The following is a 17,489-nucleotide window of genomic DNA, read 5'->3' on the forward strand; positions in this document are numbered from 1 at the left end:
CGAGGTGCGCCACCCACAACCGTGCCGTGAAGCTGCTGCGCCGCTCGGCGGCGAAGGAGCGGCGCGTGGTGGCCACCTACGGCCTTGCCCCTGGCGACTGGGAGAAGCTGTTCGTTGCGCAGGGCGGCAAGTGCTGGATCTGCCGCCGGTACAAGGCGAAGGCCGTCGATCACGATCACTCGTGCTGCTCGGGCAAGACCTCGTGCGGGCGCTGTGTCCGCGGACTGCTGTGCGGCACCTGCAACGGGATCCTGGGCAGGTGGCGTGACGCGGTGGAGGTGCTGCTGCGCGCGGTCGAGTACCTGCGTGACCCACCTGCCCGCCGGATACTCGGCCTACCCCCACTGGAGAACGGCGCGCTATGACACGACAGGGGAAGCGGGGACAGCGGGAAACGCCGGTCTTCGACATCGTCCCCATCCTGGAGGAGTTCGGTGCGGAGATCCCTCACCGCGGCTCGGGCACGTGGCTGAAGATGAAGTGTCCGTTCCACGAGGACTCGGCACCGAGCGCCACCGTCTCCTTCCAGGCCAACCGGTTTCACTGCTGGGTCGGGTGCACCGATCGGGCCGAAGACGCGATCGGACTGTTGATGCTCTATGGGGACCAGTCAGACTTTCAGTCTGCCCTCGCCGAAGCGGAAAGAATCACTGGCACAAGCGGCATCCCGGTACGCGGCGAGCGTAAGCGCAGCAGCGGAGTATTTGGACGGTCGTGGAATTTCTGAGGCGGTCGCCCGCGCATGCGGGTTGGGCGTGGTGCTCGACCCGTTGCCAGGCCACGAGCGTCAGCAAGGGTGGCTGTGCATCCCGTACCTGTCGCCCGGCGGGGTGCTCGACTTGAAGTTCCGGTGCATGGCCGACCACGACCATCAGGCTGAAGGGCACCCGAAGTACATCGGTGAGACCGGCAGCACGGCGAAGCTGTTCGGGGTGGACGCGTTCAGCGAGGACTCCCCGCGGCTCGGCATCACCGAAGGCGAGCTTGACCGGCATGTGGCTACTCACGTGGTCGGGCTGCCGAGCATCGGCATCTCCGGGGCCAACAAGTGGTGCTCGTGGTGGTCGCACTGCTTCGAGGGCTACGAAGAAGTCATCGTTCTGCAAGACGGTGACGAAGCAGGCGAGAAGCTGTCCAAAACGGCGGTAGCCAATCTCTACAATTGCAACGTCCGCATCGTTCCAATGTGGACAGGCGAAGATGTCAGTTCCTCTGTGCTCACAAGGGGTGTAGAGGCAGTGCGTGAGAGGATCGGTCTCGCATGAGCGAGTTCCAGCACTACGGCGTGCACGCGATCATTCGTCCTGACGGCGATCTGTTCGTCAACGCCACCGCCGTGGGCCTCGGCGAAGCCGAAGGCCGGGAGCTGATGGCCTTCCTCATGACCGAGTACGGGGAGCGCGACGCGCTGGCCGCGGTCGCCGAGCAGGACCAGGCGGACGCCGACGCGCTCAACGACGACGCGTACGAGGAGGGGGAAGCCCTCGTCATCGAGCCGGAACCCGAAGTTGGGGAGAACTCCGTTGCCACTGCCGTTAAGTCGTGACCGTGGCGAACAACAGCTACCCGCTGGCGGGGACCGTGGCGCACTACTCCACGGGGCAGAGCGCCAGCCAGGCCATCCGCCGGGCAACCGTGGTGATGGAGCAGCTTCAGGCCGAGGGCAAGCACATCGTCGGCGGCTACCTGTACACGTCGAGCCTGGAGGACGAGCCGCACGGCTTCGTCTTCGTGGTCCAGGACTGAAGGGGCAGAGGGAATGCAGACTGACCTGTCCACCAGAAGCGGCAGGATCGTGTCCGACTCCAACCCGCTGCCTGCGAGCAGCGGTACGGACGTGGTCACCGCTCTGGCCGCGGTCGCGGTTACGTCGACCAGCATCACCATCGACCTGGGCACTGCCCGGTCCAACCACACCATGCAGACCGTGGTGACCGGCGGTCCGACCGTGTCCGCCACGCTCCAGGGTTCCTTGGACGGCACGAACTGGGTCACCCTGGCCACCACCACCTCCGCCACCGGGGACATGCAGCACGCGGTGGACAAGCCGGTCCGGTACCTGCGGGTCGTGCTCGGAACGTTCACCGGGGGCACGGCCCCGACGTTCACCGCGCGGGTGTGCTCGCAGTGACCGACGAGTACGAGTACCGCCCGGTCAAACGGGCCAGGGTGGACGGTGCGGAGTGGAAGCAGGTCCACACCTACCGTGGCGGTGGCCGGGCGTACCGCACGATCGGCGGGGCACGCGGTGTGCTCCGCCGGGAGATGCGGGAAGACGGCTACCGGATCGAGCAGGCGAAGCGGATGCTGGACCGCCCCGGCATCCCTGCGGACGACTCGCGGCGCGAGTACTGGACGAAGCTGGCCGACCTCGGCTTCGAGTACAAGATCCAGCGCCGTCCGTTCGGACAGTGGGAGGACGTGCCGTGAAGTCGATCGTGATCCTGCCGGATGTGCAGGTCCCGTTCGAGGACGTCGAGCTGATGAAGAAGTTCGTCGGGTTCCTCGCCGAGTACAAGCCGGACAAGGTCGCCAGCGTCGGCGACTTCGTGGACTGCACGGCTCTCGGTCGCTGGGTGTCCGGCTCGGTCGGCGAGTACAGCGGCGGGTTGCAGGACGAGTTCGACCGGGCCTCGGCGTGGCTGACCAAGATCCGGGCTGCGATCGGCGATGCAGAGTTCATCATGCAACGCAGCAACCACGCCGACCGCCTGTCGAAGTGGCTGCGCACCAAGGGTGCTGCCGTGCACGGGCTGCGGGACCTCACCATCGAGCGGCAGCTGAACCTGGACGAGCACGGCGTGCGGTACTGCTACGGCGATACCGCGGTTGCGCCGGGCTGGCTGATCAAGCACGGCGACGAAGGCGGCCAGTCCCAGATCGGCGGGCAGACGGCCGCGCTGCTGGCCACCCGGCACGGGAAGTCCGTGGTGTGCGGACACACCCACCGGGGCGGCATCGTCCCTGTGCGCCAGGGCTGGATCTCCACCACGTACGGGATGGAGGTCGGGTGCTTCATGGACCCGGCCAAGGCCTCGTACCTCACGGCCCCCTCGGGATGGACGAACGGGTTCGGCCTGCTCCACATCGGCAAGGACAACAAGACCTTCGCCGAGTACGTGCACGTTCATCACCGCGGCTTCGTTGTCGACGGCACACGGTACTGAAGGGACAGCGGGAATGGCCAAGGAAGGGGCGGGTGCGCAGCCCGTCGAAGCGAAGAAGTACCGCATGCGGACCGAGGTGTCCGGCTTGATGCCCGTCACCGACGGGGTGGTGCCCGCCGTCGACCTCCAGGACTTCGTGAAGGACGCCATCAAGGCCGGGGCCGCCACGATCTCGTTCAACCACGACGAGGCCGACCGCCTGGTGGGCATCGCGTTCTCCGTGGAGGTGGTCTGAGGTGGCGGACATCCTGACGGTGCAGGACCCGTTTGATCGGGTGGTGGAGGAGATCATCGGTCTCAACCGCCGGAAGCGGGCGGACTACACCGGCAACCAGGACCCGTGGGAGAACTTCAAGGACTCCTCCCGCCAGGTGGGCCAGGCCCCCGGCCTGTCGGTGGAGGTGCTGATCGGGACGAAGCAGTCCCGCTTGCGCCAGCTGCTCCAGCCGGGGCGGGAGCCGAACTACGAGTCCATTCGGGACACATTCCTGGATCGGGCGGTGTACGCGATCATCGCCTTGGCCATGTACGACGAAGGTCTATACCAGCTCGACGCCTGACCCTGCACAGCGGGAAGCCCCCGGCGCACACCCACGCCCGCCGGGGGCTTCCGTGTCCCTGCTCTTACGGCGGGACACCGGGCGGTTACTCAAGCCGCCCTCGTTTGTGTGCGGAGCAGAACCCTCTGGGTGTGAACGGGACCAGAGGGCCCTGCTCCGCGGTTCCCGCTGCCGTGCCTCAGCGTGGGAACCCGCAGAGCCCCTTGCAGGGGGCTCAAGATCCGTTGTGTACCGGGCACTTTGGGTCAGGGGTGCGCAAGGGTTCGAGGTCCCCGCCGAACGTGCGCCCCCTGGTGCAGGTGCAGACCGGTGGCTTGCGCGGCGGCTCGGTGGCGTTCACTTCTTCCCCTCGTGGACAGGGCAGTTCAGGTTCGGCGACCGTCTGGACGGGAGGTCACCCCACACTGGCTTGTACCGGCAGATGCAGCCCTCCGGCTTCTCGACCGGGGCTGTCGCCATCGGGTTCCAATAGCTGAGCGGGTTCATCGGTCGCCGAACGTGCCGCTGGTGGGCGGCACGGCGTCTTCGATGTACTGCCCGCACTTCGTGCAGAACGGCATGATTGGACTGGTCAGCAGCTCACGGCGGACGACGGTCCCGCAGAGCGTACGTAGGGGCGCTCCCGTGTCGCTGTCGATGAGCGCGGGGTCGAATGCGTGGGTGGTCGTCTGGCTGTCGTGCCTCCAGGCGATCCCGCCGACAGGCAGGCGGGGTCCACTCGGGTTACCTTCCGCGCCCCCGATGACTGATCGAGGATCACCCGCCGTCGATCCGCCGCCGTCGGGCTGCTGTGCTTCCCCACCCTCGTCGGCCTGGTCTCGCGGCCGACGAGGAAACCCACCATGAAGACCGACACCACGCACACCGTGCCAACGATCCCGATCACTGCCCATACGCCCCACATGACGCTCTCCGTCCGTTGCCATGGGGATACCGTAAGGGAGTCATGACAGGTTTACCAGCACCCGGACGGGTGTTTTACAGGAGTCATTACCCCTCGGACCAGGAAGTCTACGATCATGCCCATGCCTGCCGTCGTCACCCCTGCGAAGCGTGCCCTCGGGACACTGCTTGTCGAGCTGCGGCAGCGGGCGGGACTCTTCGGAGTCGACGTCGCACGCACTCTCAGCTACACGCCGACCACGATCAGCAGGTACGAGACCGGCAAGGCGGTGCCGTCGGATCTCGATCTGGAGACGATGCTCAACCTGTTCGCCGCCACCGCGGGCGACCGAGCCAGGGTGCTGGAAGCCGCGGCGAAGGCACGCGGCGGGACCAAGCGCATCCGCTCCGCTGGCGTCGTGCCTCACATGCGCAGCTTCCTGCGCGCCGAGGCTGACGCTGACACGGTGCGCACGCTCAGCACCTCCGCCGTCCCAGGCCTGGCGCAGACCGAGGCGTACGCGACGCTGATTCACAGCGCGCCGCACCGCATCGGAGACCCGACGGTGCCCGCCAGCGAAGCGGTGGCCTCCCGCATGAAGCGGCAGCGCCGCTTGTTCGCCGACTCCAACCCGCTGCAACTGCACGCGATCTTGGATGAAGCCGTGATCCGCCGAGTGGTGGCCCTCGGAGACGTGGGCGAGGGGCAGCTGGCCCACCTGGTCGACCTCGCGGCACGGCCGAACGTGGAGATCCAGGTCATGCCGTTTCGAGCTGGGATCTACGGCACGATGGCAGGGCCGATGACGCGATTCGGGTACCCCGGCAAGGGCGACGGCCCGGCGGTCTACCTGGAGCATCCAGGAGGTGGCGTGTGGGTGCGAGGTGAAGACGACGTACGACAGTACGATCTGCTGTTTGACGAGGCCGTACGCCGCGCACTCTCACCTGACGACACTCTGGCACTGATCAACACAGCGAGGCGAACATGAGCAACTGGCGCAAGAGCAGCTACAGCGCGAACCAGAACGACTGCGTGGAGGTCCGCGGCACGCTCGACGCCGTGCGGGACAGCAAGAACCCTGCCGGTCCGGCGTTGCGGGTCAGCCGCGCCAAGCTCGGGGCGTTCCTGACTGCGGTCAAGGACGACCGGCTCAAGTAGACGGACACGAAACAGCCCCCGGTGCGGGTAGGTTCCGGGGGCTGTTCCATGCAGGCGCTGAAGCGGGCGAGGACCGCAGCGCCGAGGTCTACCGGCGGGGCAGGCTACCGCCCAGCCTCGCCATCAGGCCGACCGCCGACCAGGTCAGCGACCAGAGCGGGCGCAGCACCGATGCCGATGTGTCCCGCTTCGGCGGGGTCGGCCGTGTCGGACGTGCTTCCGTGGGAGTTTTCACCGACGGCTTCCTCCTGCATCTCGCGTAGTCGACGGGCCAGGTGTCGAAACACCCGGCCGATGGTGAGCGCGTCGAGATCGTGCGACTGGGCGGGTTGCTCCTTCGCCAGCTTCTCCCAGGCGCTCGCGGCTGCTGCCGCTTCCCGCGCGAGCTGGCCGCACGCGTGAGCTTGGGCCAGGGCCCATTTCCTGGCCGACGTCTCCTCATCCATGCGAGCAGGGTAGACCGAACACCTCGCCCTTGGGGAGTCATCACACCCATTCGGTTCGGGTCATGTCCCCGCTGCTGCGTAGCTCGTGGCGATCCGGACGTCGTTCGCTGCCTGCGTCAGGAGGCTGACCACGGGCAGGGTGAGTGTGCTCCCGCTACGGTCGAGCACCCCGTGGATGAGCACCTGCACCCGGTCCAGGTCGGCCTGGTCCTGCTCGCTCAGCACGAGCAAGCCTTGATCGTCTCGACCCAGATCCGGGCGGCGTCCGCCCAGTAGTAGAACTCCTCCCAGCTGTGGTCGAAGGCCTCCACGTCCGGCGAGGCCGCCAAGTCGTCGAGCACGCAGCTCAACCCGTCGTCCTCCGGCTCGTACCAGTCGGCCGCCTTGATCCGCTTCACGATCTCGTCCCGCCGCTGCTCGAACGGCGCGTTCTCGTCGTGGAACACGTCGCCCAGCTCCAGCGTGCCCAGCCACACGTTGACCGGCATCCCGCACCTGCCCTTTCCTGCTGTCCCATGCTTGTCGTGCGCTGGCCCGGCTCGAACGGGCAAGAGGCCTACCTCCAGCGCTCCCGATCTACTCGCAGTAACCCGCCACCTGGGCACCGATGCGCCCGGCGGTCAGGATGCAGACCTGGTCACCGTGGCCCCAGTCGAAGGCCTGCGTGGTGACGCTCGCACCCAACCGCATCGCCTCCGGCAGGGAGAGGGTGCGGGTCGCCGCCTCCAGCTGCTCGGGCGTGATGGTCTCGGCCAGCTTGCGGACCGGGTCCGCGGTGATGGTGTCGCTCACTTCGTCATCTCACTTTCGTCAGGCATCTTGAATCGCAGGTCAATCCCGTTAGCTGCCGCGTATTCCTCCAACCAGTCGGCGGTATTCGGGTCCCCCGGCTGCGCTTCGGGCGCAGCACGAGCCCACCTGTGGTGGTCGTTGAGGTGGATGATCACCTGCGCCAGCGGCACACCGACGTGCTGGCACGGCACGCAGTGGAAGGCGTAGCCGTGAAGTCGGTCGCATGGCGGGCACGCTGGGCACGTGGCCTTGGCGGAGGTCAACGCGGGCACGGCCCTACTCAGCACTGCACGGGTGTCCCTCCAGTCCTTGCCCTTACCCTTACTCAGCAATGGGGGCTGCGACTGCTGCACGTACAGGCTTTCGATCAGGCCGGGGTTGACGTGGGCAACGCCAGCGATGTCCCCCACCGTTTCGCCGAAGTCGAACCCGAGCGTGGCTTTCGGGATGGGCTCGGCCAGGTCCCCGAACGTGGTCCGGAACGCGCTGTGCAGCAACAGCGTCGCCTCGCCCAGCGGGATGTGAGCGGGCACCATCACGTGCACCTGCCTGCCCCGCATCCTGATCAGCAGATCGAACAGGTCGGACTGCGCGATGTAGTGCCGCACCACGCTCAGCTGCTCGTACACCGGGGAGCTGAGGTCTTGCAGCGGATCGGCCAGCGGCACGTACGCGTACATGTGCGGCAACACGCCCTCGAACACCCTGCTGGGTTCGGTCACGGGTGCGCACAACACGTGCTGGAACAGCCTGTCGAGCGCCCGATGCGCGATCATGACAGCGCCGCCCGCCCGGCGACCACGCAAGCAGCGATGTCCAGCGCCCGCCCCCACGGGATGCCCTCGTCCTGTTCCTTCTGCGCGGTGTTGAGGAACAGCACAGCAGCAGCATCGGAGTCCACCAGGGCAGGGACCACGTCCTTCGCGTTCTCGTGCTCGTACCCGTCGAACGCGTCGAGCGGTACGCCGTGGCGGTGCAGCACGTGAGCCACCAAGCACGACGGTGCGTCGTCCACCACGTAGAAGCAGGACAGCACAGGCCGGTCCTCGCAGTCGAAGTCTCCGTTCGGCTGCTTCACGTACACGTAGTCCGCCCCGTGCTCGGCCACCACCTCGCGCGCCAGCTGCTGCGCCCGCTCGTAGGACAGCGGCTCGACGGCGCTCACGCCGGAACCCCCTGCGCCCAGCGGAATCCCCTGCGCACAGCGGGCCTTGATGATGCGACGCCACTCGTCGGTGAGGCGGTCGTACTCGTACACGTCGCCCCGGTAGATCGAGCACTCGAACCCGTGGGCCTGCGCAGTGGGGGAACCGGTACGCGGGGCAGCACCCGGCCCGACTAGGTCCGTCCGCACCTCGTAGTAGTCCGCGCCCTCGAACAGCTGGCCGAACAGGTCGTCGTCGTCCGACCCCTGCTCCAGCCTGTCCGTGTCGATCCGCTTGTGCCAGCCCGGCACCTTCACGTCGAGCAGCGCAGCCCCCTTGGCCACGCGCACGGCCAACGACAGCTCACCCATCCAACTCCACCCGCTCCCGCTGTCCCACTGGTTCTCAGAGCGCACGTCGTGCGCTCTGCCTTGCGTCCCTGTCAGATCAGGCCGAGCTTCAAGGCCACGCCGAACACGACGTACACCGCCACCGCAGCGGTGACCGCCACTGCCAGCACCACCCCGGCGTACCAGCCGGGCACGTCCGGCCCGGTCACAGCCCGACGCCCCACCCGTTGACGTGACCCGGCCACGGGTTACAGATCCTGTTGCCGTGCAACGTGCAGTCCCAGTCCGGGTCGTCCTCTGCTGGGGTCGGGCGTGCCCCGTTGCGGGGCGGGTCGACCAGCCGGACAGCCGAGTCCACAGTGGACGTCGACTCCACGCCGCCGTCCCCCTCACACCCGGACAGCAGCCCGGTGCCGAGCACGGCAACGGCGATGATCAGCAGCTTGCGCATCACTTCCCCAATCCCAAGAGCTTGATCACGTGGCGGTAGGTCCGCGCCATACCCCGCTGCACCGCGCCGTTCTGCGGGTGCGCCAGGGCAGCGGCGATACCGTCCGCCTGCTCCGCTGCCTCGTTCAGCCGGGCCCGAAGCGGCTGCGCCCACACGTCCGGCAGGTTGCCGCCCTCACGCAACACCCTGTCCAGCTCGGCGAACCGCTGCGCCATCCCTTCGGCGATCTCCGGTGCCTTGTCCGAGTCCCGCTCCATCAGCCACTGCCTGCTCAACCGCAGCAGTTCAACCAACGTCTTGTCCACGTCGCACCTCCGAGTCATGTGGATTGGGCGTCGGTTCGTTGCAGCGCAACGAACCCCACCCGAACCGAACGGCTCAGCTCTGCTGCTCCCCGAACGTCAGCGTCGTGGCCCGACCGCCGGGCGCGTGGAACATGTCCGCCACCGCCAGCCGAGAGCGGTGCCCCATCCCCGTGCCACCCCGCTTGCCGATCTCCTTCCGGATGACCCGCCGCGACCGGTCACGCAGCCGGGTCAACTCCTCGGCCAGCTTCTCCGGGGTGTAGCCCCCTTCCGGGAGTCGCACCGTCGCGTGCCACACCCCGGCGTCGTCGGTCCACGCCTCGAACGTCTCGCCCTTGACTGCCTTGCCCTGCGCCATGCCGATCAGCCCTCGGCCACGAGGTTGGCGAAGAACTCCTGTGCGGACTCCTCATCCGGGAACTCGAACAGGTCGGCGGGCAGGTCGCTGTTCGCGTCCGTCACCACCACGTACATGTCGTGGCTCGTCTCCCGCTCGTGGATCGAGACGACCCGCCCGTCGTCCAACTTGGCCGAGTCGACGCGCCGCAGCAACGTGCTCTCACCCATGACGTACTCCTCACCCGTCCGAACCGTTCGGACAGAGCGCGCGTCCGTCCACTACAGACGGACGCCACCCTGAACCGAAGGGGTCAGACGTCCCAGCCGAACACGGTCCGCGCGGCGTAGCTCACGGCTTCCTCGTGACGGGTGTTGACCACCGACGTGGCCGTCTCGCACACCCACTCGTTACCGCTGTACGCGTAGTAGGCCTCGCGGAACTCGGTTTCAACGTCGCCACCGCCAGCCGGGGTAGCGTCTTCCCAGTCCTCGTACGTGGAGTCGAGCAACTGCAACTCACCACGCACCTCGTACTTCAACCACTCCTCCCACGCTGCGTCAGCAAGTTCGTCCACGTACTTGCTCTGCTGCGCCTCCGACAGGAGCGGGTAGTCCTCAAGCCTGGACAGCTCTGCCGCCAGCACGCGCAGCTTGTCCAGCGCGTCCGAGTTGTCCAGCGCCGCCGCGAACGGGGACACACCCCGGTCGTTCAAGATCAGGAGCGACCGCTCACCGTGCCCACGCTCCGAGGTGTAGAACACCTCGCCGTGCCGCGCGATCAGCTCCCGGTAGTTCGCCGCGTCCGAGTCGGTGCCGTGGTAGTCCCCGTATGACACCAGCTGCAACGCCTTGTGCGACCCGTGGTCGTCGGTGGCGTACGTCCGCACTCGCACGAACGGCAACCCCTTGATCGTGTTCAGGCACTCGTCTGCCGTAGCAGTCTTGAACTCCACTGCGATACCTCACCCTTGCGTTGTGCTGCTCACCCAGTGATTCGTCAGTTCACGGACAGGCACGGCTACGCCGTGCCCTACCGTCAGCGGGACGAATCAGGCGTGGTCCGTCACCCACTTCTGAACGGAGCTGATCAGGTGGTGCGGCACGGCGTCTTCCGTGCGGAACAGGACAAGCCAGTCATCCACCACTCGGAACGTCACGACACGGGCAGGGTTCTCCACGTGGTGCGCGGTACCCGTTCCCTTCGCACCGAAGTACGTCACGCGCCAGCGTGACCAGGTCGTGAACGTGCGGTAGCCGGACCCGTACGTGACGCGGTTCAGCACCGACACCCATTCGCGTTCGGTGAATCCGGTCGCGTTGTGCGCCGTCACCGCTTCGGTCTTCCCCGTGTAGTGCCCATGCGACCCGTGCACCTGGGTGCCGTCTGCCAGCGACAGCCACGTCTGTCCGCCGAACCGGGGAGACTCGCTAGGCGACGTCAACCCCTTGATGTCCAGCCACTCCGCCACTTCGGACAGGTGGGTAAACACCTCGGTACCCTCCGAGCTGTCCAACACCTCCGGTTCGTCCCGACCCTCCGGCCAATCGCCGTAGACCGTGGTGTACGTGTCAAGCACGTACTTCTTTACCGTCATTTGGATACACCTCACCCGTGCATTGAATTGCAATTACTAATCAGTCATTTGGTGAATAGGTGCGGAATTCATCCGCACCCAAACATCACGCGACGATTAGAGTTGGGAAGCCGGTTCCCAACCGAACTCACGCGCCCACTTGCCCGCCGAATCCGAAGCGAACTGCCGCACACCCCCGGTGTACATTCGCTCCACTGCCCGCAGTACCGCGAGTTCGGATGCGCTTTCCTGTAGCGCGTGGTCCCAGTCGACCCGCTTCAGCCACTGACGCATTTCCTTGATCAGCTCACCCACGTTGCACCTCTCACCCGTTCGGCTATTCCTGGCGCAGGCACGGACAAGCCGTGCCCCACCAGCAACAGACCGATCAGTAGCCGTCCTCGCACAGACCGCAGAGGTATTCGCCACCCGACGCACTACCCACCCGGTTGCCGTGGCGACAGCGACCCGGCTCCGGGTCCAGGTCCACGGCTGGCCACACCTCCGTCAGGTCCGACAGCTCCAGTGCGTGGCTAACCACGTGGCACCACCAACTCGAACGTTCCTTCGATGTGGGCGTTGCAGGACTCCACGAACCGCTGCGCCTCACCCACGTTTTCCGTGTGGATCGAGAACGTCGCACGCTCCCCATCCGGCCACACCCGCCTGACCCGGTGGTGCTCCACCCTGCCTCCCTCGCTCGCTGGCTCAACCTGACAGCGACAACATTGCTCTCCCCAACATTGAAGTTCAATACTCCAAACGAGTGAACGTTGGGGTGAACCATGTTGTCCCCCGACTGGAGAGGAACCGCGCTCGCGCGACTACCCGATGAGCGAGCAAGAGGCAACAGGTTGGGTGACTACCTATCCGTCCGGCTAAGCGGACGCAGCTCCGCTTGACACGGGCCGAACATCCTGTCATCCCATGTATGAGTCCATATGTACTACTGGACATGGGGTAGGTAGGGGTGATGGGGGTTGGGGGTGGGGGGAGGATGATCGTTGACAAGCTATAAAAGAACAGGTCAGCACGATTCAGAGCCGCGCGCGGGCCCGGCCGGGCAGGGGCGGGGCAGACCCCGGTGATTGTTATGTAGAGAGTGATATATATGTAACTCTGCGTACACAAATGTCCAGCACCCCCGGTGGATGAGGGGTCCCTGAGGTGGTGGGTAGATGGGGTGGGGGGTCCCGCTATGGGGTGGGGGGTTTTCGTGGGGTGGGTGGTGTGAGGTACCCCCGGCTTGGAGCAGCCTGCCCACGGCACGGTGGGGAACCCGGAGTCGCCTGTCACGGCGACGTTGTCCAACTCGCTCGACCCAACGTTCCGCAGCCTCGAACCGAGCACCGCGAGTAGACTGAATGGGTGATGCCTAAGTTGAACCCGGCCGACGGCCGCCCGCCCGCCCAGCAGATCGCCGACGTGATCGCCGCGTCGCTCCCGGACTACCCGCACGGCAGCCTTTCCCCGACGAGGCTCCAGCTGGCCATGCACTTCGAGGTCGATCCGGAGGTGATCGACGCAGCGCTTCACCAGCACCAGGCAAACATCCGTCGGCAGGTCACGGATTAGCAACGGTCTCGGGAGTGGGGGCGGCCCTTCGGGGCCTCCGTACACTTCCTCATGGGGGGTAGGGGGGCCTCTCCGAGCGAAGCGAGGCCCCCACTCACTGCCAGACAGCGGGGCCGCAGGCCCCCACTGAACTGCCTGCCAGGTTTAAGCAGAAATATGTTTTCAATTATGGGCCCTGCGGGGCCCATTTGTCGTATCAGGCCTGATACCGGATCAGCGCAGGCCGCTCGTCGCTCCACGAAGGCCGCTCCTCGTAACTGGTGACGGCCAATTTTCCGACCTGGACCCGCCCCTTCGGCGGGTTTCTACAATTGATCCTGTGCGCGAGTGAGCAATGCTCCTCTGCGGCGCAAGCCGGATGAGACCGGCACTCCCTAGCTCGGGGTTTCGAGCACTGAGGACCCCGGCGGCTTCGTAAACCGCCGGGGTCCCACTTCTAAGTGGGGGCAGCAGCGTGGCCAAGCTGATCGACATCGCTGACGCGAAGGCCATCGTCCTGGACCAGCTCGCTGGCGGGGCGAAGGTCCGCGAAGCCATGCTCAAGGTCAACCGCTCGGAGGAGACGTACCGCAGCTGGCGCAAGGAAGACCCGGAGTTCAAGGCCGCGGTGGACCGGGTGCGCGCCGCGGCGTCGGAGGGGAAGCGGGTCAAGCAGACCTGCCCGCCGTTCCCGGAGTTCTGCGCGAAGTACCTGAAGCGCCCGCTGCCGCACCACCACATGCGGGCGTGGGACGTCCTGGAGGGTCGGCCCCCACGGGACCTGCGCGACGGCATGATCTACCAGCGCGGGTCGGGTGACGCTGACGACGACTGCCGTTCGATGATCATCAATTTCCCGCCCGACCACGCCAAGAGCACGGTGTGGACGGTCCAGTACGTGCTGTGGTCGATCGTCCAGAACCCGGACATTCGAATCGCGATCATCTCGAAGTCGCAGAGCATGGCAAAGAAATTCTTGAGCCAGATTAAGTTCTACCTCAGCAACCCGAGCTTGTTCCCCGAGCTGCACGCGGCGTTCGCGCCCGAAGGCGGCTGGAAGTCCGAGGACAAGTCGGACGGCTTGGCGTGGCGGGAGAACCTGATCTACATCCGCGGCCGAGAGCAAGCGGAGAAGGACCCGACGATCGAAGCGCTGGGCGTCGGCGGCCACATCTACGGGGCCCGCTTCGACAAGATCCTCCTGGACGACATCGAAGACATCTCGACGGCCAACCAGTACGAGGCACACGCCGACTGGATCGGCCAGGACGTGTACTCGCGCCTGGACAAGGCGCACGGTGAGCTGCTGGTGCTCGGGACGCGCGTCGGCACGATGGACATCTACCGGTGGCTGCGCGACACCGCGCAGGACGAAGAGGGCCAACCGTTCTACACGTACTTCAGCCAGCCCGCGATCCTGGAGAACGAGACCGCGCACTCTTCGGAGTGGGTGGTCCTGTGGCCCGAGCGGCTGCCGCCGCGCGCCATCGCCAAGGCCAAGGCCGCCATGACGGACCCGAGGCGGTTCACGTTCGTCTACCAGCAGCGCGACGTCTCGGAGCACGCAGTGTTCCCGGTGGAGGCGGTCAGCGCCGCGGTGAACACCAGGCGGTTCTCCTGCCCGATGCAGCCCGGCGTGCCGGGCCACCGCGACCGCGGCATGGACGGGCTGTACGTGATCGGCTCGTGGGACCCCGCCAGCTCGGCGGGCCGCAACGCCATGATCGTCTACGCCGTCGACAAGCTAACCCGTCGCCGCTTCGTGCTGGACGTCTACAACAAGAAGGGCGTGACGTCCCGCCACACGATCCCGCAGCTGAAGGCCTGGCAGACGAAGTACCACGTCAACGAATGGCGGATCGAGAAGAACGCCGTCCAGCAGTTCATCTCGCAGCTTCCGGAGATCCGGGACTTCGTGAACGCGCACGGCGGGAAGGTCGTCGAGCACGAGACCCGCGGCAACAAGTGGGACCCAAACATGGGCGTGGAGGGGACCTTGGTCCCCCTCTTTCTGTCCTGTGTGGACGACATCAACGGGAAGTTGGCACCGAAGCCGAACGGCAAGGGCCTGATCGACCTGCCGAGCAAGACGCAAAACCGCCACGTGCACGAGCTGTGCGAGCAGCTGACCGCGTGGGAGCCGAACGCGAAGAAGCTCGTGCAGGACTTGGTGATGGCCTTGTGGTTCGCCGAGCTGGGAGCCCGGAACTACCTGCGCGGCGGACAGTCCGAGGTGACGCACCTGCCTTCGCGCTGGACCACTCGCGGTGCCGTGAAGGGCCGCCAAACCGTGCCGTGGGAAGAACTACACCGAGCGGGGCTAGTCCATGCTGTCTGAAATCCAGGCGATCGACCAGCGCGTGCGCGAGATGCGGTACGCGCCGGAGGTCATCGACCGCGACTCGAACATCGCGAACGTGCGCCGCGTGCGCGCGGGCCACATCAACGAGCTGTTCCCGGACGGCTTCGTGGACGACCTCCAGCACTCCACCGTGGCCAACCTGGTGGAGACCGCGGCGCGGGACACCGCAGAGATGTGCGCGGGCCTGCCGTCGCTGGCGTGCGCCAGCGGCAACATGACGACGCTGGCCGACGAGTCTCGCGCGGGGAAGAAGAACAAGATCGGCTCGTCGTACTGGACGACGAGCCGACTGGCGCAGCAGATGGTGGACCTCGCCGACAGCTGGAACTCGTACAGCTTCGGCGTGCTCATGGTGGAACCCGACTTCGAGGCGGGCGGCCCGAAGATCCGGGTGGAGTCGCCGTTCGGCGTGTACTACGAGCTGGACCGGTGGAAGCGAGTCCAGCAGTTCGCGAAGGTCACCCGCGCCCGCGCGGGCGCGCTGGCCGCGCGGTACCCCGAGCTGCGCCAGCAGATCATGTGCCCGCACGGCGGTGTCGCCGAGCGACCCCACAACGACCTGATCGAGATGGTCCGCTACTCGGACCGCCACCGCACGGTGATCTACCTGCCCGAGTGCAACTACGCGGTGCTGGTGAACGTGCCGAACCGGCTGTCCCGCGTGCCGATCATCATCGCCGAGCGGCCGAGCCTGGAGGAGCGGCCCCGCGGCCAGTACGACGACGTGGTGTGGGTGCAGCTGGCCCGCGCGATCATGGCCACCTACATGATGTCGGCCGCCGAGCAGGCGGTTAACGCGCCGTGGACGATGCCGGACGACGTCCAGAATGTGTCGCTCGGCGCGCACGCCGTGATGCGCAGCCAGAACCCGGAGAAGATCGGGCGCGTTCGACTGCCGATCGACCGTGAGGTCTTCCTGATCCAGTCCGCTCTGGACGAGGAAATGAAGACCGGGGCCCGCTACCCGGACTCCCGGACCGGCGGGGTGCAGGGCAACATCGTCACCGGCAAGGGCGTGCAGGCCTTGCAGGGCACGCTGGAAACGCAGATCAGCACGGCGCAGCTGGTGTTCACCGCAGCGCTGGAGGACGCCACCAGCTTGTGCTTCGAAACGGACGTGGTGTTCTGGCCGAACACGCCGAAGAAGATCGACGGCCACCTGTCCGGCCGCCCCTTCGAGATCACGTACATTCCCGGCCGCGACATCGGGGATTCGTGGAGCTGCAAGGTTTCCTACGGGTTCGCAGCTGGCATGACCCCGGCCCAAGCGATGGTCGGTATGCTTCAACTTCGAGGCGACGCAGTGATCTCGCGGGACACTTTCCGCAGGCAGCTCCCCTTTGAAGTTGACGCAGAGGAAGAACAGCGTGTAGTCGACCGCGAACAGCTTGAGGACTCGCTCAAAGAGGGGTTCAAGACCCTCTTGCAGTCCCTCGGTGCGATGACCATGCAGGGCCAGGACCCGCTGCCGATCGTGCTCGGCGCGGCCAAGGCGATCGAGCTGCGGCGCAAGGGCAAGGGTCTGGCCGAGGCCATCGAGACCGCGTTGACCCCGCCCAAGCCCGACCCGGCCGCCGCACCGCCCGCGCCGCAGGGCCCTCCCGGCGGCGAACTGCCGCCCGGCGTGGACGAGTCGGGTCGACTCCAGGGTGTTCCTCCCGGCCAGGCCGGGATGCCGCCCGGCGGGATGCCCGCCATTTCCGCCTTGATGGCCGAGCTGCGTGGCCAGGGCGACCCGCGGATGTCCGCGGCCGTACTCCGGAAGCGTGCGATCGGACAGGGGTAAGCCGTGAAGATCGAAGTGATTGCCAACGGACGCGGCAGCGTCACGATCAAGAGCGACGGCGAGTACACGAAGGCCGAGCTGCTGGCGCTCGCGCGCGGCGCGGAAGCTCTCACCGAGAAGTTGGTGGCGGCCGTCGCACCGCGGCCTAGGCTCGGCTTCGGGATGCCTGAGGGTGGTGCCGAGTGAGTTCCCCCGCGCAGGTCTCGGGTCCGGGCGCGCTGTCGCGCCGCACCGACACGGGCGGCCAGCCGATCCGCGCGCTGCCTGACCCGCAGTACGGCGAGGCCACCGCGTACGAGCAGCAGCAGAAAGGGGCGCCGCTCGCGGAGCAGCGGCCGACCCCCAACCCGCGGATGCCTGAGCCGTCCGCGGGGCCGTCGCCGCTGGCGCAGCCGTCCGAGCCCCCCGTGGGTCTGTTCGCTGCCAGCCAGCGGCCGGACGAGCCGATCACCGCGGGAGCCCCATCGGGCGCGGGGCCCAACACGCTGGCTGGCGGGCCGCTCGCGCCGCGCGCGTACGCGACGTCGGACCAGCTGCGCGAGTACGCCGGTAGCGACCCGTCGGGGTCGGTCGCCTGGTTGGCCAACCTCCTTTCGAGCCAAGGACTCTGAGAC

General features: G+C 66.8%; 30 protein-coding genes. 17 read left to right on the forward strand and 13 right to left on the reverse strand.

The annotated features are described in order from the left end of the window. The first annotated feature begins 26 nt into the window (after positions 1–26). From ACFWW9_RS07950 to ACFWW9_RS08005, 12 genes are all read left to right on the forward strand, one after another. A complete protein-coding gene (locus ACFWW9_RS07950; RefSeq protein WP_390373040.1) occupies positions 27–365 on the forward strand; it encodes an endonuclease VII domain-containing protein in 339 nt (112 codons plus the stop codon). Continuing rightward, on the forward strand, positions 362–727 hold the full coding sequence (locus tag ACFWW9_RS07955; RefSeq protein WP_390373042.1) for a CHC2 zinc finger domain-containing protein: 366 nt from the start codon (positions 362–364) through the stop codon (positions 725–727). The genes ACFWW9_RS07950 and ACFWW9_RS07955 overlap by 4 nt, the downstream gene beginning before the upstream one ends. 28 nt (positions 728–755) lie before the next feature. Beyond that, positions 756–1,265, forward strand: a complete 510-nt coding sequence (locus tag ACFWW9_RS07960) for a toprim domain-containing protein (RefSeq protein ID WP_390373045.1) — start codon at positions 756–758, stop codon at positions 1,263–1,265. Further along, positions 1,262–1,546 (forward strand): hypothetical protein, encoded by a 285-nt coding sequence (locus ACFWW9_RS07965; RefSeq protein ID WP_390373047.1) that lies wholly within the window; start codon positions 1,262–1,264, stop codon positions 1,544–1,546. Before ACFWW9_RS07960 ends, ACFWW9_RS07965 begins: the two co-directional genes overlap by 4 nt. Then, positions 1,543–1,746 (forward strand): hypothetical protein, encoded by a 204-nt coding sequence (locus tag ACFWW9_RS07970; RefSeq protein WP_390373049.1) that lies wholly within the window; start codon positions 1,543–1,545, stop codon positions 1,744–1,746. Before ACFWW9_RS07965 ends, ACFWW9_RS07970 begins: the two co-directional genes overlap by 4 nt. Positions 1,747–1,759: 13 nt before the next feature. Then, a complete protein-coding gene (locus tag ACFWW9_RS07975; protein ID WP_390373051.1) occupies positions 1,760–2,131 on the forward strand; it encodes a hypothetical protein in 372 nt (123 codons plus the stop codon). Continuing rightward, entirely contained in the window at positions 2,119–2,430 is a 312-nt protein-coding gene (locus ACFWW9_RS07980; protein ID WP_390373053.1) for a hypothetical protein, read from the forward strand. Before ACFWW9_RS07975 ends, ACFWW9_RS07980 begins: the two co-directional genes overlap by 13 nt. Continuing rightward, positions 2,427–3,167, forward strand: a complete 741-nt coding sequence (locus ACFWW9_RS07985; RefSeq protein WP_390373055.1) for a hypothetical protein — start codon at positions 2,427–2,429, stop codon at positions 3,165–3,167. Before ACFWW9_RS07980 ends, ACFWW9_RS07985 begins: the two co-directional genes overlap by 4 nt. Positions 3,168–3,180: 13 nt before the next feature. After that, the gene (locus tag ACFWW9_RS07990) at positions 3,181–3,402 is read left to right on the forward strand and encodes a hypothetical protein (RefSeq protein WP_390373057.1); all 222 of its coding nucleotides are present in this window, start codon (positions 3,181–3,183) and stop codon (positions 3,400–3,402) included. A 1-nt stretch (position 3,403) separates the two neighbouring features. Next, positions 3,404–3,727 carry a hypothetical protein gene (locus tag ACFWW9_RS07995; RefSeq protein ID WP_390373059.1) on the forward strand — a complete coding sequence of 108 codons (324 nt, stop codon included), beginning with the start codon at positions 3,404–3,406 and terminating at the stop codon, positions 3,725–3,727. 1,025 nt (positions 3,728–4,752) lie between these two features. Continuing rightward, on the forward strand, positions 4,753–5,601 hold the full coding sequence (locus ACFWW9_RS08000; RefSeq protein WP_390373061.1) for a helix-turn-helix domain-containing protein: 849 nt from the start codon (positions 4,753–4,755) through the stop codon (positions 5,599–5,601). Next, positions 5,598–5,771 carry a DUF397 domain-containing protein gene (locus tag ACFWW9_RS08005; RefSeq protein WP_390373064.1) on the forward strand — a complete coding sequence of 58 codons (174 nt, stop codon included), beginning with the start codon at positions 5,598–5,600 and terminating at the stop codon, positions 5,769–5,771. The genes ACFWW9_RS08000 and ACFWW9_RS08005 overlap by 4 nt, the downstream gene beginning before the upstream one ends. A gap of 104 nt (positions 5,772–5,875) precedes the next feature. Here the strand turns inward: ACFWW9_RS08005 and ACFWW9_RS08010 are convergent, their stop codons facing one another. The 13 genes from ACFWW9_RS08010 to ACFWW9_RS08070 all read right to left on the reverse strand — a co-directional run bounded on the left by ACFWW9_RS08010 (position 5,876) and on the right by ACFWW9_RS08070 (position 11,488). Continuing rightward, a complete protein-coding gene (locus ACFWW9_RS08010; protein ID WP_390373066.1) occupies positions 5,876–6,217 on the reverse strand; it encodes a hypothetical protein in 342 nt (113 codons plus the stop codon). A 60-nt stretch (positions 6,218–6,277) separates the two neighbouring features. Further along, complete coding sequence (locus tag ACFWW9_RS08015; protein WP_390373069.1) at positions 6,278–6,448, reverse strand: hypothetical protein; 171 nt, start codon at positions 6,446–6,448, stop codon at positions 6,278–6,280. After that, positions 6,436–6,705, reverse strand: a complete 270-nt coding sequence (locus ACFWW9_RS08020; RefSeq protein ID WP_390373071.1) for a hypothetical protein — start codon at positions 6,703–6,705, stop codon at positions 6,436–6,438. The genes ACFWW9_RS08015 and ACFWW9_RS08020 overlap by 13 nt, the downstream gene beginning before the upstream one ends. Positions 6,706–6,793: 88 nt before the next feature. Next, a complete protein-coding gene (locus ACFWW9_RS08025; RefSeq protein WP_390373074.1) occupies positions 6,794–7,009 on the reverse strand; it encodes a hypothetical protein in 216 nt (71 codons plus the stop codon). Further along, positions 7,006–7,785, reverse strand: coding sequence for a hypothetical protein (locus ACFWW9_RS08030; RefSeq protein ID WP_390373077.1), 780 nt, complete (start codon positions 7,783–7,785; stop codon positions 7,006–7,008). Before ACFWW9_RS08030 ends, ACFWW9_RS08025 begins: the two co-directional genes overlap by 4 nt. Continuing rightward, a complete protein-coding gene (locus ACFWW9_RS08035; RefSeq protein ID WP_390373080.1) occupies positions 7,782–8,525 on the reverse strand; it encodes a hypothetical protein in 744 nt (247 codons plus the stop codon). Before ACFWW9_RS08035 ends, ACFWW9_RS08030 begins: the two co-directional genes overlap by 4 nt. Positions 8,526–8,709: 184 nt before the next feature. Next, positions 8,710–8,955: a hypothetical protein gene (locus ACFWW9_RS08040; RefSeq protein ID WP_390373083.1), complete on the reverse strand. Its 246-nt coding sequence runs from the start codon at positions 8,953–8,955 to the stop codon at positions 8,710–8,712. Beyond that, positions 8,955–9,260, reverse strand: a complete 306-nt coding sequence (locus ACFWW9_RS08045; protein WP_390373085.1) for a hypothetical protein — start codon at positions 9,258–9,260, stop codon at positions 8,955–8,957. Before ACFWW9_RS08045 ends, ACFWW9_RS08040 begins: the two co-directional genes overlap by 1 nt. 73 nt (positions 9,261–9,333) lie before the next feature. Next, complete coding sequence (locus ACFWW9_RS08050) at positions 9,334–9,618, reverse strand: hypothetical protein (RefSeq protein ID WP_390373088.1); 285 nt, start codon at positions 9,616–9,618, stop codon at positions 9,334–9,336. A gap of 5 nt (positions 9,619–9,623) precedes the next feature. Then, positions 9,624–9,827, reverse strand: coding sequence for a hypothetical protein (locus tag ACFWW9_RS08055; RefSeq protein ID WP_390373091.1), 204 nt, complete (start codon positions 9,825–9,827; stop codon positions 9,624–9,626). Between the two features lie 83 nt (positions 9,828–9,910). After that, the gene (locus ACFWW9_RS08060) at positions 9,911–10,552 is read right to left on the reverse strand and encodes a hypothetical protein (RefSeq protein WP_390373094.1); all 642 of its coding nucleotides are present in this window, start codon (positions 10,550–10,552) and stop codon (positions 9,911–9,913) included. 96 nt (positions 10,553–10,648) lie between these two features. Further along, positions 10,649–11,194 carry a hypothetical protein gene (locus ACFWW9_RS08065; RefSeq protein WP_390373097.1) on the reverse strand — a complete coding sequence of 182 codons (546 nt, stop codon included), beginning with the start codon at positions 11,192–11,194 and terminating at the stop codon, positions 10,649–10,651. A gap of 96 nt (positions 11,195–11,290) precedes the next feature. Further along, a complete protein-coding gene (locus ACFWW9_RS08070) occupies positions 11,291–11,488 on the reverse strand; it encodes a hypothetical protein (protein ID WP_390373100.1) in 198 nt (65 codons plus the stop codon). A gap of 1,056 nt (positions 11,489–12,544) precedes the next feature. Between ACFWW9_RS08070 and ACFWW9_RS08075 the strand changes: the two genes are divergently transcribed. The 5 genes from ACFWW9_RS08075 to ACFWW9_RS08095 all read left to right on the forward strand — a co-directional run bounded on the left by ACFWW9_RS08075 (position 12,545) and on the right by ACFWW9_RS08095 (position 17,486). After that, on the forward strand, positions 12,545–12,748 hold the full coding sequence (locus ACFWW9_RS08075) for a hypothetical protein (protein ID WP_390373103.1): 204 nt from the start codon (positions 12,545–12,547) through the stop codon (positions 12,746–12,748). Positions 12,749–13,202: 454 nt separating this feature from the next. Next, entirely contained in the window at positions 13,203–15,065 is a 1,863-nt protein-coding gene (locus ACFWW9_RS08080; protein ID WP_390373106.1) for a hypothetical protein, read from the forward strand. Then, entirely contained in the window at positions 15,055–16,875 is a 1,821-nt protein-coding gene (locus ACFWW9_RS08085) for a hypothetical protein (protein WP_390373109.1), read from the forward strand. The genes ACFWW9_RS08080 and ACFWW9_RS08085 overlap by 11 nt, the downstream gene beginning before the upstream one ends. A 3-nt stretch (positions 16,876–16,878) precedes the next feature. After that, the gene (locus tag ACFWW9_RS08090) at positions 16,879–17,061 is read left to right on the forward strand and encodes a hypothetical protein (protein ID WP_390373111.1); all 183 of its coding nucleotides are present in this window, start codon (positions 16,879–16,881) and stop codon (positions 17,059–17,061) included. Further along, positions 17,058–17,486 carry a hypothetical protein gene (locus ACFWW9_RS08095; RefSeq protein ID WP_390373114.1) on the forward strand — a complete coding sequence of 143 codons (429 nt, stop codon included), beginning with the start codon at positions 17,058–17,060 and terminating at the stop codon, positions 17,484–17,486. The genes ACFWW9_RS08090 and ACFWW9_RS08095 overlap by 4 nt, the downstream gene beginning before the upstream one ends. Positions 17,487–17,489: the final 3 nt, after the last annotated feature.

Source organism: Umezawaea sp. NPDC059074, assembly GCF_042738955.1.
GTDB lineage: Bacteria > Actinomycetota > Actinomycetes > Mycobacteriales > Pseudonocardiaceae > Umezawaea.

Coding starts and splice junctions, on each gene's coding strand:
- ACFWW9_RS07955 (WP_390373042.1), top strand. CDS start 362: ATGACACGACAGGGGAAGCGGGGACAGCGGGAAACGCCGGTCTTCGAC.
- ACFWW9_RS07965 (WP_390373047.1), top strand. CDS start 1,262: ATGAGCGAGTTCCAGCACTACGGCGTGCACGCGATCATTCGTCCTGAC.
- ACFWW9_RS07975 (WP_390373051.1), top strand. CDS start 1,760: ATGCAGACTGACCTGTCCACCAGAAGCGGCAGGATCGTGTCCGACTCC.
- ACFWW9_RS07990 (WP_390373057.1), top strand. CDS start 3,181: ATGGCCAAGGAAGGGGCGGGTGCGCAGCCCGTCGAAGCGAAGAAGTAC.
- ACFWW9_RS08000 (WP_390373061.1), top strand. CDS start 4,753: ATGCCTGCCGTCGTCACCCCTGCGAAGCGTGCCCTCGGGACACTGCTT.
- ACFWW9_RS08005 (WP_390373064.1), top strand. CDS start 5,598: ATGAGCAACTGGCGCAAGAGCAGCTACAGCGCGAACCAGAACGACTGC.
- ACFWW9_RS08010 (WP_390373066.1), bottom strand. CDS start 6,217: ATGGATGAGGAGACGTCGGCCAGGAAATGGGCCCTGGCCCAAGCTCAC.
- ACFWW9_RS08020 (WP_390373071.1), bottom strand. CDS start 6,705: ATGCCGGTCAACGTGTGGCTGGGCACGCTGGAGCTGGGCGACGTGTTC.
- ACFWW9_RS08030 (WP_390373077.1), bottom strand. CDS start 7,785: ATGATCGCGCATCGGGCGCTCGACAGGCTGTTCCAGCACGTGTTGTGC.
- ACFWW9_RS08035 (WP_390373080.1), bottom strand. CDS start 8,525: ATGGGTGAGCTGTCGTTGGCCGTGCGCGTGGCCAAGGGGGCTGCGCTG.
- ACFWW9_RS08040 (WP_390373083.1), bottom strand. CDS start 8,955: ATGCGCAAGCTGCTGATCATCGCCGTTGCCGTGCTCGGCACCGGGCTG.
- ACFWW9_RS08050 (WP_390373088.1), bottom strand. CDS start 9,618: ATGGCGCAGGGCAAGGCAGTCAAGGGCGAGACGTTCGAGGCGTGGACC.
- ACFWW9_RS08055 (WP_390373091.1), bottom strand. CDS start 9,827: ATGGGTGAGAGCACGTTGCTGCGGCGCGTCGACTCGGCCAAGTTGGAC.
- ACFWW9_RS08065 (WP_390373097.1), bottom strand. CDS start 11,194: ATGACGGTAAAGAAGTACGTGCTTGACACGTACACCACGGTCTACGGC.
- ACFWW9_RS08075 (WP_390373103.1), top strand. CDS start 12,545: ATGCCTAAGTTGAACCCGGCCGACGGCCGCCCGCCCGCCCAGCAGATC.
- ACFWW9_RS08085 (WP_390373109.1), top strand. CDS start 15,055: ATGCTGTCTGAAATCCAGGCGATCGACCAGCGCGTGCGCGAGATGCGG.